Annotated in this window: 14 protein-coding genes, 1 tRNA gene and 1 pseudogene; 9 read left to right on the forward strand and 7 right to left on the reverse strand. The window is 44.6% G+C overall.

Annotated elements, in window-relative coordinates:
• Positions 1-4: 4 nt before the first annotated feature.
• The 6 genes from ATB02_RS12855 to ATB02_RS12880 form a co-directional block, all read right to left on the reverse strand.
• Positions 5-1,096 (reverse strand): PTS fructose transporter subunit IIC, encoded by a 1,092-nt coding sequence (locus ATB02_RS12855; RefSeq protein ID WP_032185491.1) that lies wholly within the window; start codon positions 1,094-1,096, stop codon positions 5-7.
• 24 nt (positions 1,097-1,120) lie between these two features.
• A complete protein-coding gene (locus ATB02_RS12860; protein ID WP_001028073.1) occupies positions 1,121-1,435 on the reverse strand; it encodes a PTS fructose transporter subunit IIB in 315 nt (104 codons plus the stop codon).
• A gap of 17 nt (positions 1,436-1,452) precedes the next feature.
• Positions 1,453-1,923 carry a PTS sugar transporter subunit IIA gene (locus ATB02_RS12865; RefSeq protein ID WP_000355546.1) on the reverse strand — a complete coding sequence of 157 codons (471 nt, stop codon included), beginning with the start codon at positions 1,921-1,923 and terminating at the stop codon, positions 1,453-1,455.
• A 26-nt stretch (positions 1,924-1,949) separates the two neighbouring features.
• Positions 1,950-3,503: a BglG family transcription antiterminator gene (locus ATB02_RS12870; protein ID WP_105271692.1), complete on the reverse strand. Its 1,554-nt coding sequence runs from the start codon at positions 3,501-3,503 to the stop codon at positions 1,950-1,952.
• 294 nt (positions 3,504-3,797) lie between these two features.
• Positions 3,798-6,116, reverse strand: coding sequence for an alpha-xylosidase (gene yicI, locus ATB02_RS12875; RefSeq protein ID WP_105271693.1), 2,319 nt, complete (start codon positions 6,114-6,116; stop codon positions 3,798-3,800).
• Positions 6,117-6,125: 9 nt separating this feature from the next.
• Positions 6,126-7,508 carry a glycoside-pentoside-hexuronide family transporter gene (locus ATB02_RS12880; RefSeq protein WP_105271694.1) on the reverse strand — a complete coding sequence of 461 codons (1,383 nt, stop codon included), beginning with the start codon at positions 7,506-7,508 and terminating at the stop codon, positions 6,126-6,128.
• Positions 7,509-7,800: 292 nt separating this feature from the next.
• Here ATB02_RS12880 and ATB02_RS12885 point away from each other — a divergent pair.
• The 4 genes and pseudogenes from ATB02_RS12885 (at position 7,801) to ATB02_RS12900 (ending at position 10,751) form a co-directional block, all read left to right on the forward strand.
• A tRNA-Sec gene (locus ATB02_RS12885) sits at positions 7,801-7,895 on the forward strand.
• 78 nt (positions 7,896-7,973) lie between these two features.
• A pseudogene (gene rhuM / locus ATB02_RS12890) lies at positions 7,974-8,102 on the forward strand (RhuM family protein); the annotation flags it as partial.
• A 430-nt stretch (positions 8,103-8,532) separates the two neighbouring features.
• A complete protein-coding gene (locus ATB02_RS12895) occupies positions 8,533-9,717 on the forward strand; it encodes a sugar efflux transporter (protein ID WP_001355051.1) in 1,185 nt (394 codons plus the stop codon).
• Between the two features lie 110 nt (positions 9,718-9,827).
• Positions 9,828-10,751, forward strand: a complete 924-nt coding sequence (locus ATB02_RS12900; RefSeq protein WP_000535950.1) for a carboxylate/amino acid/amine transporter — start codon at positions 9,828-9,830, stop codon at positions 10,749-10,751.
• A gap of 3 nt (positions 10,752-10,754) precedes the next feature.
• Here ATB02_RS12900 and nlpA read toward each other — a convergent pair whose 3' ends face one another.
• Positions 10,755-11,573: a lipoprotein NlpA gene (nlpA, locus tag ATB02_RS12905; RefSeq protein WP_000779407.1), complete on the reverse strand. Its 819-nt coding sequence runs from the start codon at positions 11,571-11,573 to the stop codon at positions 10,755-10,757.
• 208 nt (positions 11,574-11,781) lie between these two features.
• On the opposite strand from nlpA, the gene yicS reads away from it, so the two are divergent.
• The 5 genes from yicS (at position 11,782) to ATB02_RS12930 (ending at position 16,037) form a co-directional block, all read left to right on the forward strand.
• A complete protein-coding gene (gene yicS, locus ATB02_RS12910) occupies positions 11,782-12,075 on the forward strand; it encodes a protein YicS (protein ID WP_001306625.1) in 294 nt (97 codons plus the stop codon).
• Positions 12,076-12,376: 301 nt separating this feature from the next.
• Entirely contained in the window at positions 12,377-12,874 is a 498-nt protein-coding gene (locus tag ATB02_RS12915; protein ID WP_088541990.1) for a SycD/LcrH family type III secretion system chaperone, read from the forward strand.
• Between the two features lie 9 nt (positions 12,875-12,883).
• Complete coding sequence (locus tag ATB02_RS12920; RefSeq protein ID WP_103253760.1) at positions 12,884-13,066, forward strand: hypothetical protein; 183 nt, start codon at positions 12,884-12,886, stop codon at positions 13,064-13,066.
• A 55-nt stretch (positions 13,067-13,121) separates the two neighbouring features.
• Complete coding sequence (locus ATB02_RS12925; RefSeq protein WP_105271695.1) at positions 13,122-14,903, forward strand: YopB/SseC family type III secretion system translocon subunit; 1,782 nt, start codon at positions 13,122-13,124, stop codon at positions 14,901-14,903.
• Between the two features lie 12 nt (positions 14,904-14,915).
• A complete protein-coding gene (locus ATB02_RS12930) occupies positions 14,916-16,037 on the forward strand; it encodes a hypothetical protein (RefSeq protein WP_105271696.1) in 1,122 nt (373 codons plus the stop codon).
• The last annotated feature ends 6 nt before the right edge of the window (positions 16,038-16,043 follow it).

Consider the following 16,043-nt stretch of genomic DNA (forward strand, 5'->3'; position numbering starts at 1 on the left):
CCGGTTATTCGAGGGTGAAAGTGATCTCTTCATCTTTCAGCTTTTGATCGCTCAGTTCGTCAAACTCTTCGTCACGTTCCGTTACCGGTTTCTTCCAGAGTGAAAGCATCACGCCACAAATCACCGTGCCTATACCCAGCGCCAGGCAAAACAGCAGAGGATGGGTGAACAGAGGCACAACAAACAGGCCGCCATGCGGAACCGGACTCTCCACGCCCCACACCATGATTAAGCCGCCCGCGACCGCCGATGCCACCACACAAGATCCCACTACTCGCAGCAGGTCACGCGCGGCGATCGGAATGACTCCTTCAGTGATCATGCAGATCCCCATCGGAAACGCGGCTTTCAGCGCCTCGCGCTCCGCACGGGTGTATTTATGGCGTGTCAGTAAGAACGAAAGTGTGATGCCAAACGGAGGGATGATTGAGCCGACAAATTTCACGGCTTCTGGCCCGTAGACGCCGCTGACCAGCAAGCCATCGGAAAACAACGACATTGTTTTATTTACCGGACCACCGAAATCGAAGGTTGCCATCGCGCCAAGTATGGCCCCCATCAGGAAGCGCGATCCGCCCTGCATCGACTCGAGCAAATGAATCAGTGCTTCTTGTAACCAGGCGATGGGTTTACCAATCAGCGTCATCATTAACAGCCCACCGATAATGGTGCTTAATACCGGCAACACCATGATTGGCATGAGTCCTTGCATCGACTGCGGCAGGCGGATATAGCGTTTAAGTAGCAAAATGGTGTAGCCCACCAGGAAACCACCCAACATACCGCCAATAAATCCGGTATGGATTTGCCCGCAGAGAAAGCCGACAATCAGGCCCGGGGCAAATCCGGGACGATCGGCAATAGAATAGGCAATTGCCGCGCTAATCAGCGGCACAATCAGCCCCATTCCCCAGCCGCCAATCTGATTAAGCATCCACGGGATTGTTCCTGTTTTTTCACCAACATCTGTACCGCCAAGAACTTGCCCCAACGCAATACATATCCCGGCGGCCACAATAAGGGGTATCATCCACGAGATGCCGGTTAATAAATGTTTTTTAATTTCCTGTGAAACCGGAATTTTATTGTCTTTCATATTAAGATCCCTCCAGTATAAGGATCATTTGTTTCCCAGTGATTTTTCGACCTTTTCAAGAAATTGAACGGGCGATTTAATGACGATCTCTGTCTTTACTCGCACAATACGTTTATTGGTGAAGCGTTCTTCTCCTTTTATTTTCACATCTACAGCAAGAATCACGACGTCAGCAGCAGAGATATCTGCCGCCTGTAATTCATTTTCTGTACCAATGGTTCCCTGGGTTTCAACTTTAATGGTATGGCCCAGAGCTTTTGCTCCTTTGATTAACTTTTCACGAGCAATATAGGTATGAGCAATACCCGCCGTACAGGCGGCAACACAGACAATATTCATGACATACTCACTGTTATTTAGCAGACATCGGATTGTGCATACTGACTAAAGAGATCAATGATTTTTTGCGGACTCGTCTCAACTAACAATTGTTCTATGATGTCATCATCCGCCAGCGCGCCCGCGACCTGGGAAAGTAAACGGATATGGGTGGTATTTTGATCTTCAAGACGTACCGCAAATAAAATAATACAGCGCACGCTACTGCCATCCAGCGTTTCCCAGGGAATATCCTGCCGGGTACGGCCAATTGCCAGCGTAGTATTAATCACAGCTGAAGATTTACCATGCGGGATCGCAATATGATTTTCAAAACCAGTCGAGCCTTCCGCTTCGCGCTGCCAGACATCTTTAATAAAGGTTTCCCGACAATCGATCGCACCATCTTTTTTGAGAAGATTAGTTAATTCTTCAATCGCCTCCGCTTTATTCGTCGCTTGCATATCTAAAATAACGCGATTCGTATTCAGGATTTTTGTTATGTCCATTCGTCATACCTCATAAAATTCTGACATTAAATTTCAACGACCCGAGACGTCGCATGATGTAATTTTTCCGTAATCACCATTTCAGTGACCCGCTTAATATCGGCATCATTAAAAAAAGCGGTAACATAAGCGACCGGCATAGTGACTGTAGGCAAATTAATGGTCGAAATAATCAGTTCGATATTGTCAGGCAAAACCTGTGATAAATTCGCTGCTGAAATAACATCAACAATCGTCCATTCAGGAAATGCTCGCAGAATACGGCTTTTCAGTAGATGCGAAGTTCCGATTCCGGTTGAACAGACCAGTAATACACGTTTACGGGCAATTTGCCGCTCCATCGCAGCCTGAAAATGAACGGTCAGGTAACCCACTTCATCCTCGCTCACTGCATTCTCACCCCAGGTTTTAAATACCTGATTCACCACATATTGCGTCAACCGCCAGACATCCGCTAATTCTGCTTTAATATCTTCCAGCAATGGATTACGGATATGAATGCGATAATTTAAACGGTTAATCAGCGGCTTAATATGAACCAACAAGCCATCATATAATGCGCTGTCTTCACTAAAATCGCAGTCCACGATGTCACTGAATACCGTAATTAAACGCCAGGTAATCAGACGCGCTTCATTGCTGGCCTGCATATGTGAAATAATGCTAACATCTTTTTGTCCATCAATCGCCACACCTGATGAAATGATATATTGATAAATAAACCAGACTTCATCATCTGGCAATGTATGTGCAATTCGTTGTTCTATCTTATGAATCATCTGACTGGCAACATTAAAGATATTTTCATCATATTGCCTGGTTTGATCTTCTTCTCTTGATAACGCATTCCCGTGCGTGTTGCGATACATCATAATAAGGATGTGAGTAAAAATGTTAACGTAATAAGGTTCTCCCAAAGACCAACTTAATTCATTTTCCATATCCAGTAACAATGACTGGACAAATAACACTTCTTCCTCTCCAAAATAATGGACTAATGCTTTATAGCTTCCGGGATCCAGACGTGAATACACGACACCTTGCGGCTCATTATGGTTAATAATGCCGTTAATCAGTAATGCCATTGCCTGTCGGACTTGCCCTTCACTACCTTCAATATGCGTACCACTTGGGCTGCGGATCAACGATAACCCCAACGGCGCAAGCCAGGACTCAATTACTCTCAGGTCATTAACAATAGAGGCTCCGCTGATAAAGTAGCGTTCTGACAATTTACTGATCGACGTTTCATTCGGTGTTTCACTTAATAACTGCGACGCTATTTTAACGCGCCTGGCATTATTCATTACACCATCGATCTCTTCACATTCTGCCACCAACAAATGATCAAGATGCAGCAAATCAGCAATATTCTCCGCGCTTAACATCACTCCCGCGCCAGCACGCTTCTCAACATTTATTCTCCATTGCCCCAGCCATTGCTCAAGTAAACGTAAATCACGTTGAATGGTTTTTTCCGAAACATTTAAATAGCCGGCAATCGTAACAATAGCCGTATATTCCCTTCGTGGTAGAAGGAATCGTAATAATCTGTTTTGTCGCGAGGTAATCATTTGCATTTTTTACCCTTATCACAGATTAAGAAGCCCCATGAGGAAGAGCTTCAGTTGCCATCTCTGAGGGTAAATATAAAGCAGAATAATTTCACAACAATACTAAAATCTGTCCGTAATCCGGACAGTGATAAAACAAAGCAAGGCGGTTAAGGGATATTTTTCAGCACAGATCACATTTTCGCGATGAATAATCGTGATCATGCTCGCAAATACGATGGAAGAAATATTTATTACCAGATGTGAGATTATTTACCGGATACGACACAAAACCATTCGTATCCGGCATTCTTCAATAGATTACAACGTAATTGTCAGCGCATTCCCTTGAGGCGTCACCACCAGCCCCTGCTCACTTTCAGCCTGCGAACCGCCTTGCAGACCATTTACTTTCACAACATTGCGCAAGCACAGCGTCCAGTTCTTCGCCACGCCCGCACCATTCACAGTAATTGTGTTGCCAGTACGCGCCGCTTTCAGGGTGAAAAGAACGGAACCATCGGCAGCGGGCACTTCACAGATGGCTTCATGCCCGTCTTGCAGATTAAAGAGCTGGAATGCCATGCCTTCGTGCCACGCGTAATCGGGACGTTGCTCGTTGTTGCCCAGCGCCAGTAGGGTGTTATCACGCACATAAACGGGCAGACTCAGAAAGCCGTGCTGCTGTTTATGCCAGCGACTACCATCGAGTTCATCGTTGTGCCACAGGTGTGTCCAGCGACCTTCCGGCAAGTAGAACTGCACATCGCCCGATTCAGTGAACACTGGAGCAACCATCACGTTGTCGCCTAACATGTATTGACGGTCAAGGTAATCACAAGCCGGATCGTCCGGAAACTCCATCATCATGGCCCGCATCATCGGCGTACCCCGCGCGTTCGCACGAGCAGCCTCACGATACAGATACGGCATCATGCGGCATTTCAGTTGCGTGAAGAAGCGCACCACATCACAGGACTCATCATCATAGGCCCACGGCACACGATAAGATTTGCTGCCGTGTAAACGGCTATGGCTGGAGAGCAAACCAAACGCGCACCAGCGTTTGTAAACGTGCGCCGGAGCGGTATTCTCAAAGCCGCCGATATCGTGGCTCCAGAAGCCAAAACCAGAAAGGCCAATAGACAAACCACCGCGCAGGCTTTCCGCCATTGATTCGTAGTTAGCGTAACAGTCGCCACCCCAATGTACCGGGAATTTCTGCGCACCGACGGAGGCCGAGCGGGCAAACAAGACGGCTTCTTCCTCGCCAACGGTTTCCTTGAGCACGTTCCACACCAGTTCGTTGTAGATGTACGCATAATGGTTATGCATTTTCTGCGGATCGGAACCGTCAAACCACTGAACATCGGTTGGTATACGTTCGCCAAAGTCGGTCTTAAAGCAATCAACGCCCATCGCGACCAGACCTTTCAGTTTGTCGGCGTACCATTTGCAGGCATCCGGATTGGTAAAGTCATAAATCGCCAGACCTGGCTGCCATTTATCCCACTGCCACAGCGAACCGTCCGGGCGTTTGAGTAAATAACCTTTCTCTTGTAACTCTTTAAAGACAGGGGATTTTTGCCCGATATAGGGGTTAATCCAGACGCAGATTTTTAGCCCTTTCGCTTTCAGGCGGCGGATCATCCCTTCCGGGTCCGGGAAAGTCAGCGGGTCCCACTCAAAATCGCACCACTGGAAGGCTTTCATCCAGAAACAGTCAAAGTGGAAAACATGCAGCGGCAGATTGCGTTCCGCCATACCATCGATAAAGCTGTTTACCGTCGCTTCGTCGTAGTTGGTGGTAAATGAAGTGGTTAGCCACAGGCCGAAGGACCACGCGGGCGGCAGCGCCGGACGACCAGTAAAACGGGTATAACGATCAAGTACCGCTTTCGGCGTCGGGCCGTCGATAACAAAGTATTCGAGATATTCACTCTCAACGCTGAACTGCACTTTGGAGACTTTCTCCGATCCCACTTCAAAAGAGACGCATTGGGGATGATTGACCAGTACACCATAACCACGGTTAGTCATATAGAACGGGATATTTTTATACGCCTGTTCAGTACTTGTGCCGCCGTCCCGGTTCCAGGTCTCTACCGTCTGGCCATTGCGCACCAGGGCAGTAAAGCGCTCTCCCAGACCGTAAACTGTTTCGCCAACGCCAAGATCCAGCCGCTCAAACATATAATTTCGTTGATTATTCGTGTCCTGCACGTAGCCATTATTTTTCACCTGACTACCGGTAATACGTTCGCCGTTGCGCAGAAAATCCAGTGACCAGAACTCACCTTTGCTGACACGCGCACTTAAGTTGCCACTTTTAAACTCAGCGTAACGTTCTGTGTTTTCGATTGTGACCTTCACGTCCTGCAAAATATTGAGCGGGTAATGAGGACCGTTATTCAGCGCCCCCTGAAAATGCTCAATCCGTACACCGACAATACCTTCCTGTGGGGAGAAAAAGCGCAGCGTAAATAAAGGCGTATCAAGCTGCCAGGTACGTTCACGCACATCACGGGGGGCAGCATAGACCACCATTTCATTACCCTGCTGTTCAACCTCGAACACCTGAAGCGGGTGAATCAAATTGAGGCCAGGTTGAATCAACCAGTTTCCGTCGCTAATTTTCATTGCCGTTCCTTAGTTCTGCACTTCTTGAGAGGTGAATTGTTGCTGGCAACGGCGTTTGCCCTGGGCCAGCTGTTCCATAACGGTTTTCAGATTGTGCATCGTGAGTGAGTAGTAGCGTTTAGCGATAATCGCGCTCAGCAAGTAACAGATCGCCGGAACAATCGTGAATAGCGCGATAATGATGCTAATCGTGGCGCTGTTCTGCGCTTTTTCTGCCGCATCATATCCGCCATAAGCCAGCATCCAGCCGATAAGAGCGCCGCCGAAGGCCAACCCCAGTTTGAGCACAAACAACGTGCCAGCAAAACTGATCCCGGTAAGGCGTTTACCATTGCACCACTCGCCGTAGTCGACGGTATCGGACATCATTACCCACTGGATAGGTGTCACCAGTTGATGCAACACACCAATCACGAAGATGAAGACAAACATGGTGATGCTGGCCTGCATAGGAACAAAGAACATCGCCAGGCTAATCACTGCCAGCAGGGCGTTCGTCCACCAGAAGATAGTGACTTTACATTTCCAGTCGGTCAGCGGTTTCGCCAGTGCGGAACCAATCAGGTTACCCACGCAATAAGTGGTAAGAAAAGCGACAAACACTTCCGGCGTACCCAAAATCCATGTGACGTAATACATCATCGCCCCGCCGCGTACGCACACCGCCAGAATATTGAAAATGGTCAGGAAACCGACAATACGCCACTGGTCGTTTTGCCAGATATCACGTAAATCTTCCCGCATAGACGTCGTTGTAGGTGGTGCTTCAACGCGTTCTTTAGTGGTGAAGAAACAAAATGCCAGCATCATAAATGCCACCACGGAAAGGACCGCGATACCGCCCTGGAAACCGAGTGGTTTATTATCACCACCAATTAAATTAACCAGCGGCATCATCAGCACAGTAGAGAGCATGCCTCCCGCGGTCGCCAGCACAAAACGCCAGGATTGCAGCGAGATACGCTGAGTCAGGTCATTGGTGATTACACCACCCAATGCGCAGTAAGGGATATTGACGACGGTATAAAGTAAGGTAAGTAGGGTGTAAGTAATTGCTGCATAAATCATTTTTCCGTTCATACTGAGATCTGGCGTGCTATAGGCCAGTACACAGACGATCCCGAATGGCAGTGCGCCAAACAGTACCCATGGACGAAATTTACCCCAGCGAGAGCGCGTTCGATCGGCCAACAACCCCATGCAAGGATCGGAAATCGCATCCAGTGCACGAGCGACCAAAAACATGGTTCCGACAAATCCGGCAGGAATGCCAAAAATATCGGTATAAAAGAACATCATATATAACATTACGTTATCGAAAATAATGTGGCTGGCGGCGTCTCCCATGCCATAACCAATTTTCTCTTTAACGGACAACACTTCACTCTTCATCTGCTTTTCCTTGATGCTATAGGGGTGCTGAGACCGATAACGCATTTTGTAAACCATCCCTGTGAGAGCGAATATTCCGATATCTGGTTATTAATTTATGATTCTTGTTTTATGTGATCGTGGTAGCGTAAATTACGCTCATATATCATTGTAAAGTATGGGTTTTATATGAACTATAATGCTTTCGTGATAATACGCTGCATGTATTAAGCGGAAAAAACTGATCTGGGGGATGTAGAAACTCAAGGAAGTAGCTATAATGCGCCCCGCCTCCATGTAGCAATCGAGGCGCGGAAGATCGTCGTCTCCGGTGAGGCGGCTGGACTTCAAATCCAGTTGGGGCCGCCAGCGGTCCCGGGCAGGTTCGACTCCTGTGATCTTCCGCCAATTTGCCTCTACTGACGTTCTCCAACCCCTTGTAATACAGTCAATCCAGATATTTTCTACTGCTCAATATTTAATCGGCTTCAGGAATACCTGATCAAAGGTTTTGTGATGGACGATGAGCGACTGAAGAATCCGCCTGTCGGTTCTTCTGTCCTCGAACGCATCCGCGATATTCGCGCCAGCATGCGCCGTGTTTATTTGCAGGTGATTTGCCCCCTGCTGACTCTCAGCCAACTGTATCGCCATTAAGGTGAAGATGTTGTTTTACACGCCCCAAAACACCCTTTTTTTATACGACGATTCTATTCCTTTAACCGCTGGCGAAAAAAACTGACCTATAAACTTCACCAATAATCAGACTGCCATCAAGATTAATTTTTTCATTTAATATATCAATTAAACTTGTTTTATTTTTACTATCAAAAATAGCTCATTGCCTTACTATAATTAATATATAAATTCGGTGATTAATTCTTAACATGCTTTTGCTAATAATCTCAATTGCTGGCCCTATAATATTGCGCTAGCATTGTTTTCTGGTTGTATCAGCGATACTCAAAAATTCTTAATATAATACTCATTCGACTGGTACTTATTTGTAACTCAGTTATATTTTGTCGCCCGGTGATTCAGAAGAATGCAAAAAATGGCTACCACTCCATCAAAAATACTTGATCTCACTGCCGCGGCATTTTTACTTGTCGCCTTTCTGACTGGTATTGCGGGCGCTCTCCAGACTCCCACCCTAAGTATATTCCTCGCAGATGAACTGAAAGCCCGTCCTATAATGGTAGGTTTTTTCTTCACCGGTAGCGCTATTATGGGAATTCTGGTCAGTCAATTTCTGGCAAGGCACTCCGATAAACAAGGCGACCGTAAATTACTGATCCTGCTATGTTGCTTATTTGGAGTGTTGGCCTGCACTCTTTTTGCGTGGAATCGCAACTACTTCATTCTCCTCTCTACGGGCGTACTTCTGAGTAGTTTTGCTTCCACTGCAAACCCGCAAATGTTCGCCCTCGCCCGTGAACACGCCGACAGAACAGGCCGTGAGACGGTCATGTTCAGTACATTTTTACGTGCTCAGATCTCGCTTGCCTGGGTTATCGGGCCACCGCTCGCTTATGAGCTGGCAATGGGATTTAGTTTTAAAGTGATGTATCTCACCGCTGCCATCGCATTTGTTATTTGCGGGCTGATAGTCTGGTTGTTTTTGCCATCAATACAAAGAAATATTCCTGTCGTTACCCAACCCGTAGAAATTTTACCCTCCATCCATAGAAAGCGGGATACACGGCTACTTTTTGTAGTCTGTTCAATGATGTGGGCGGCGAATAATCTCTACATGATAAATATGCCGCTATTTATTATTGATGAACTGCATCTAACCGATAAACTGGCTGGAGAAATGATTGGTATTGCTGCCGGTCTGGAAATTCCGATGATGTTAATCGCAGGCTATTACATGAAACGTATTGGCAAGCGACTATTAATGCTCATTGCTATCGTGAGTGGTATGTGTTTTTACGCCAGCGTACTCATGGCGACGACTCCGGCAGTTGAGCTGGAATTGCAAATTCTAAATGCCATTTTCCTTGGTATTCTCTGTGGTATCGGCATGCTTTATTTTCAGGATCTGATGCCTGAAAAAATAGGCTCTGCGACAACGTTATATGCAAATACCTCACGCGTCGGCTGGATTATCGCCGGCTCTGTTGACGGAATTATGGTTGAAATCTGGAGCTACCACGCGTTGTTCTGGCTGGCGATAGGGATGTTGGGTATTGCGATGATTTGCCTACTGTTTATTAAAGATATTTAGCTCACCAGTCTGAGCTAAGAAAAATCGGCGTGGCGCAAACAGAGCCATCCTCGCCATTTTTGCTATCATGCCTGCATACATAAACGACAAAACAGTATGCAGAGGGAAAAATGGGTTCCACCAGAAAGGGGATGCTGAACGTTCTGATTGCCGCCGTGTTGTGGGGAAGTTCAGGGGTCTGCGCGCAATACATCATGGAGCAAAGCCAGATGTCGTCGCAGTTTTTGACTATGACGCGTTTGATATTCGCCGGTTTGATTCTGCTGACGCTGTCATTTGTGCATGGCGATAAAATCTTTTCTATTATTAACAATCACAAAGATGCCATTAGTCTACTGATTTTTTCCGTGGTTGGCGCGCTAACCGTACAGCTCACTTTTTTGCTAACCATTGAAAAATCGAATGCTGCCACGGCAACGGTGCTGCAATTCCTCTCACCGACGATTATCGTCGCCTGGTTCTCACTGGTGCGTAAATCCCGCCCGGGCATTCTGGTTTTTTGCGCTATTTTGACATCGTTGATCGGGACTTTTTTATTGGTGACACACGGTAATCCGACGTCATTATCGATCTCTCCGGCCGCGTTATTCTGGGGCATTGCCTCGGCATTTGCTGCTGCATTCTATACCACCTATCCCTCAACGCTGATTGCCCGCTATGGCACGTTACCGGTCGTCGGCTGGAGTATGCTCATTGGTGGTCTGATCCTGCTGCCATTTTATGCCAGACAAGGGACAAATTTTGTGGTTAATGGCAGTTTGATTCTGGCGTTTTTTTATTTGGTGGTCATCGGAACTTCGCTAACCTTTAGTCTATATCTGAAAGGCGCACAGCTCATTGGCGGGCCAAAAGCCAGCATTTTGAGCTGTGCAGAACCATTAAGTAGCGCGCTGCTCTCTTTGCTGTTGCTGGGGATCACGTTCACATTGCCGGACTGGCTGGGCACACTGCTGATTCTGTCATCGGTGATTTTGATTTCAATGGATTCCCGTCGCCGCGCCAGAAAAATAAATCGTCCGGCGCGGCATGAGTGAGAATTACCAGCCAGGCACCGCGCCACCGTTAAAGATGGTTTCTGCCGCTTTAGCGACTTCGGGCGATTGATAAGATTGCAGAAATTCCTTCACGTTTTCTGCATTCTTATTATCTTCCCGTGCCACCAGAATATTCACATACGGCGAATTCTTATCTTCAATAAATACGCTGTCGTGCACCGGAGAAAGCCCGGTCTGCTGAATGTAAGTGGTGCTGATAATCGCCACATCAACTTTGGGATCATCCAGTACGCGCGGGAGCTGCGCCCCCTCGAGTTCCATAATCTGCAAATGACGAGGATTCTCGGTTATATCCAGCGCGGTAGGTAGTAACCCTTTTCCCTCTTTCAGAGTAATTAGCTTCTCTTTTTGCAACAGTAAAAGCGCGCGACCAAGGTTGGTCGGGTCGTTGGGGATCGCCACTGTCGCGCCTTCTTTTATTTGCGCCACGGTTTTGATTTTTTTGGAATAACCCGCCATGGGGAAGACAAATGTATTTCCCACCGCTACCAGTTTATAACCATGCGCCTGATTATCTTGTTCAAGAAAGGGTCGATGCTGGAAGACGTTCGCATCAAGCTCGCCATGATTTGTCGCATCGTTCGGTAGCAACGAACCGCTAAATCCTACCAGTTCAACATCGAGGCCATATTTCTCTTTTGCCACCTTTTTAGCGACTTCCGCGACATCTTGTTCTGCGCCATTAATAACGCCCACTTTAATGTGCTTTTCATCGCTGCTGCTCTGGTCGCAACCTGCCAGCAGAATTCCTGCCAGTAATAATGCGGCCCCCGCCCGTAGATGATGTGTTGTCAGTTTCATTTTTTATCCTTTTTTTAATCGTTAACTGACTATAATGGCAAGATCACTACGATTTAAAAAACGAAAAGCTATCGAATAGAAGAAAAAGGTATATAAAACTGGCACTTCTTACTGACCACGCAAACACCTTTCGTACAGCATGATGAGAGCGGCAAAAGCAAACTACACTTATGCTTCATTCGATGCACATTTGCAGAAGGTTGCAGCTATGAAGCCAACGATGCTACTCATGATTACCGTATTCCTGACTTTCCCAGCCATTTCTCAGGCCGAGTCGCCATTCAGTTCTCTACAGTCGGCAAAAGAAAAGACCACGGTATTGCAAGATTTACGTAAAATTTGCACGCCACAGGCGTCATTATCAGACGAAGCGTGGGAAAAATTAATGTTGTCTGATGAGAGTAACAAACAACATATCCGCGAAGCTATTGTGGCGATGGAGCGTAATAATCAGAATAACTACTGGGAAGCGCTGGGTAAGGTGGAATGCCCGGATATGTGAATTTCGCACACCTCCGCGCTCAGGCCAGCAGCCACTGACGTACGCTCGCACATCAGTAAATCACCTGCTTTTTCAAATTCCAATCAGAATTGAACCCGTTCATCAGGATTGTGGATAAAATTCCCTCTACATTATTTTCATTTCATCACATAGAAAATCTTATCTCATTGAAACAATACTTGTTTTTAATGCAGAAAAGGAAGTCCAACGGATGGGCATAAAAATGAGCGAATTTTGATATCACCACCCTCTAAAAAATGGTGAAGTCTGAACAAAGAATGTTCGAAAGGAGAGAGTAGAGATGGAAAGCGCAAATCTGGATTTAGAAGAAAATAAAGAAATTGCCAGTAAGTTCGAACGTGCACTAGGTATGGGAGCAACGCTTGCAGAACTGCATGGCATAACCCCGGATACCCTTGAAGGCGTTTATGCTTACGCTTATAACTTTTATGAAAAAGGAAGACTTGACGAAGCTGAACTCTTTTTTAAATTTCTCTGTATTTATGATTTCCAAAATTATAATTATTTAAAGGGATATGCCGCCGTCTGTCAGTTGAAGAAAGAATATCAAAAGGCATTCGACATGTATCATATCTGTTTGATGCTATCTCCCGATAACGATTTCTCTTTGGTTTATTATATGGGCCAATGCCAGATGGGCTTAAAAAACATTAAAATGGCCACGGAGTTATTTAATACAGTCGTAACCTACAGTCAAAATGAAAAAGTTAAAGAGATGGCTAATGCTTATCTTGAACTCTTGACAGCCAATTCCGAAGAGGAAGTTCAAACAGAGTGAGTCGGCAAAATGAACATAAACGTAAAAAAATCTCCTTTTACGCCTGAAGAAGCAACCAAGAAATATAAAGAGGAAGCAACAATTGATTTAAAAAACAACCATGCCAATAAAATAAATGAGAAGAATAACAATAAACACATTGCTTATTTTCCCGTTGATGCCATTTTAGATGGAAATAAACATCTGCCATGAGTTAAATAATAAACAGTTAATTAAGCCAGATGATAGCTTAAAAAGGAGGTGAATTATGTCGGCACCGATTACGGGACAGACGATCACGTTTGAACAAATCAGCGAAACATTGCGTACACAATATAGCGATGAGGAAAAAAGACTGCAGGACAGCAGCAAAACGCAAGTTGATCCCATGCGGCTTAATAAAAACCCGAAGTCCCTTGATAACGATATTCGCGCTCGTCTTGAAAACAAACCTATGCTTGCTCTACCTGCAATGCAGGTTTCCGATTCTGATAACGCCACTGCAGCAAAGACGAATGATGCCCGCCTGACGATGATTTTGGGTAATTTATCAGGCATTGCCGATCAGGATATTACTACACGCTTGCATAATAACCTGGACAACACCCTGCTTCGACACGAAATGGCACATAATAATTTTCGTGAATTAAGCGACGCCTACACCTCATCATTAGATTCAGCGCAAAAAGCCAACGATAATCTGCATCAGGCCAACAATAATTACAATGCAGTCGATAAAAGAGTGCAATCGCTGGAAAAAAAAGTCAACACATTGGATCAAGAGTTGTCGCAACTGCAACCAGACGATCCACAATACAATAAAGTACTGACGCAAAAAAACGCGGCTGAAAAAACACTCACGCTGTCGTTACAAAAAAAATCGTTAGCTGAGAAATCATTAAATACAGCCATTATGGATGCTGACGCTGCGATCGGCCAAAGTATGGAAATTTTTGACGAAATTCAACAGCAAGAACAGAATAATAACTTCACCACCAATATTTACTTGACCCAGGAAAACCAGAAAAACAGAAACGCGACAGCCACATTTATTCTATTGATTACCTCAGTAATGGAAGTTATTGGGGACACCAATTGCGAATCGATTAAAAATCAATCTGAGGTAATGAAAGAGATTAACCATGTCAGGGAAAATAAACTCAATGAAACAGCACATAAATATACTACCACGACTAAAGTTTTAAAAATAGTTAATGAGTGTGTAACTGTAGTTACCTTTGCCGTAAGCGCAGTCTTAATTGTTGTTGGTATTGTCGCTTCTATTCCAAGTGCTGGTGCAAGCTTAGCTGGAGCCGTGGCACTTATTGGAGGAATAGCGGGGGCAGTGGTATTAGGTATTGATATCACCTGTCAAATCGCGCTGGGCACCACGGCTACCGGATGGATTTTAGGAAAACTTACTGAAGGCCTTGCGGGTATTATTTCAAAATATGATCCCACGCTGCTAGCAATCTGCGCTCTTCTGGATGTTTTGGGTGTCAAACAAACGACTATTGATTTGGTACAAGATATATACTCAACTGCAGCCGCGTCTATTGTTATGGTAACACTAATGATTGGTGCAGCGATAATTTGTTCTGTCGCAATAAGTGAACTCGTAAAGGCGCTAACAAAGACTGCCACCGAAGAAATAACAAAAGAAGTAACAAAGAGTATAAAATCCACAGTAGAAACCATCATTAAATCTGTTTCAAAAAAAGTCATGTCCGCATTAGATGCGGTAGGCAGTAAAATAACAGAATCAGCAAAGTTGATATTATTATTCGCAAAAATAGCCAAAGGACTTGAACAAATCAGCGCATCAGTATGTTCAATAGCAACATCAGCCATGAATGTATATGCCTCTGAGGATTTCGCAAATATGGAAATTCTTCAGCAGGATATGAGTAATTTATCAAAAACACGCGAACAAATGCTTACAGTGATGCAAAGGATAGATAAAACCGTCGAACAAGAGGTAGCTCAGATGGTGCGTGTATTGCAACACCGAACTGAATCTTTGAAATTTGCTTCCCATTCTATCGTATAAGAGGATTCAAAAATGCCCAATAACATTAGCAACATAAACAATACAGCTCATAATAAGAATCTCGATAAAACAACGTTCGATGAACAACCTGGTTATGAAACAAGAGTATCTCAAAATAAAAAAATACTGCAAAGTTTTGTGCCTAATGATATTAAAACTGATACAAACACTAAATTTATTAGGTTGATTGATTCTGTCCGTACTCTTTCTCCCGAACTACAATGTAAAGTATTAGATGGTCTTAATTACGCTAATAACACATTACATAATATAATTCAAAACGCTGGCATAGCGACAAAATCATCCTGTCAGTCTACCAAGTCAACAGAGAAAACCATAACATTTAACATTCTCGATATGTTAGATAATTTGACTATGAGACAACAGAACATTATGGAGGAATTTTTAAGAGTCTTTACATCAATGTACAATGCCTCTGCCAAGGCCGAGGCTAGCATGAGCATCCTTTTTGAAGATCTTGTCCAATTACAGAGTAAAGAAACAATTAACTCCTCTTGGGAAAATTTAGCTGGTGCTACAACGGGCGCAATTGTTAATGTGATTGGAGTTGGCGTAGTCGCGAATGCAGAATATAAAAAGCCCGCCGGTAAAATAGATGATGTTAATCCAAACCAAGGACAAAAAACAGATACACCGGAAGACCAACAGAAATTAAAGACAAATGAAGATGTGAAAAAGGCAAAAGCTAGACTTGCTGAAATAAATAATAAATTATCAGAAGATAAGAGTACTGAGAATGACCAAAATAAAATACCGTTAGAAGAATTAGAAAAAGAAAAAGACAGTATCAATAAGCAAATTGCAGATAAACAGCATATTGACAGTCATAATAAAAAATTTAGTCGATATAATTCTCTTTCTAATTCTCATCATCTCTTTCAGGCTTTTGGCAGTACATTGCAATCAAGCGGAACTGTAGCTGCGGAATATACTCGTGCTGAAAAAGAGGTTGCGGAGCAAGCTAAAAATGTTTTGCATTCAGTTATGAGTAGCTATCTAGATCAAATTAATCGTGATGTTCAAGGAAGAGATCAGGCACTCAATTTATTACAGCAAATAATACAAACCATTATTGATACTGATAGTGCTATCGTTCAAGGCATTCGCTCATAAATTATT

The organism is Escherichia sp. MOD1-EC5189, assembly GCF_002966045.1.
Lineage (GTDB): Bacteria > Pseudomonadota > Gammaproteobacteria > Enterobacterales > Enterobacteriaceae > Escherichia > Escherichia coli_F.

Bases quoted from the DNA above. Each gene is read 5' to 3' on its own strand.
- ATB02_RS12855 (WP_032185491.1), bottom strand. From the start codon at position 1,096: ATGAAAGACAATAAAATTCCGGTTTCACAGGAAATTAAAAAACATTTA.
- ATB02_RS12860 (WP_001028073.1), bottom strand. From the start codon at position 1,435: ATGAATATTGTCTGTGTTGCCGCCTGTACGGCGGGTATTGCTCATACC.
- ATB02_RS12865 (WP_000355546.1), bottom strand. From the start codon at position 1,923: ATGGACATAACAAAAATCCTGAATACGAATCGCGTTATTTTAGATATG.
- ATB02_RS12870 (WP_105271692.1), bottom strand. From the start codon at position 3,503: ATGCAAATGATTACCTCGCGACAAAACAGATTATTACGATTCCTTCTA.
- yicI (WP_105271693.1), bottom strand. From the start codon at position 6,116: ATGAAAATTAGCGACGGAAACTGGTTGATTCAACCTGGCCTCAATTTG.
- ATB02_RS12880 (WP_105271694.1), bottom strand. From the start codon at position 7,508: ATGAAGAGTGAAGTGTTGTCCGTTAAAGAGAAAATTGGTTATGGCATG.
- ATB02_RS12895 (WP_001355051.1), top strand. From the start codon at position 8,533: ATGCAAAAAATGGCTACCACTCCATCAAAAATACTTGATCTCACTGCC.
- ATB02_RS12900 (WP_000535950.1), top strand. From the start codon at position 9,828: ATGGGTTCCACCAGAAAGGGGATGCTGAACGTTCTGATTGCCGCCGTG.
- nlpA (WP_000779407.1), bottom strand. From the start codon at position 11,573: ATGAAACTGACAACACATCATCTACGGGCGGGGGCCGCATTATTACTG.
- yicS (WP_001306625.1), top strand. From the start codon at position 11,782: ATGAAGCCAACGATGCTACTCATGATTACCGTATTCCTGACTTTCCCA.
- ATB02_RS12915 (WP_088541990.1), top strand. From the start codon at position 12,377: ATGGAAAGCGCAAATCTGGATTTAGAAGAAAATAAAGAAATTGCCAGT.
- ATB02_RS12920 (WP_103253760.1), top strand. From the start codon at position 12,884: ATGAACATAAACGTAAAAAAATCTCCTTTTACGCCTGAAGAAGCAACC.
- ATB02_RS12925 (WP_105271695.1), top strand. From the start codon at position 13,122: ATGTCGGCACCGATTACGGGACAGACGATCACGTTTGAACAAATCAGC.
- ATB02_RS12930 (WP_105271696.1), top strand. From the start codon at position 14,916: ATGCCCAATAACATTAGCAACATAAACAATACAGCTCATAATAAGAAT.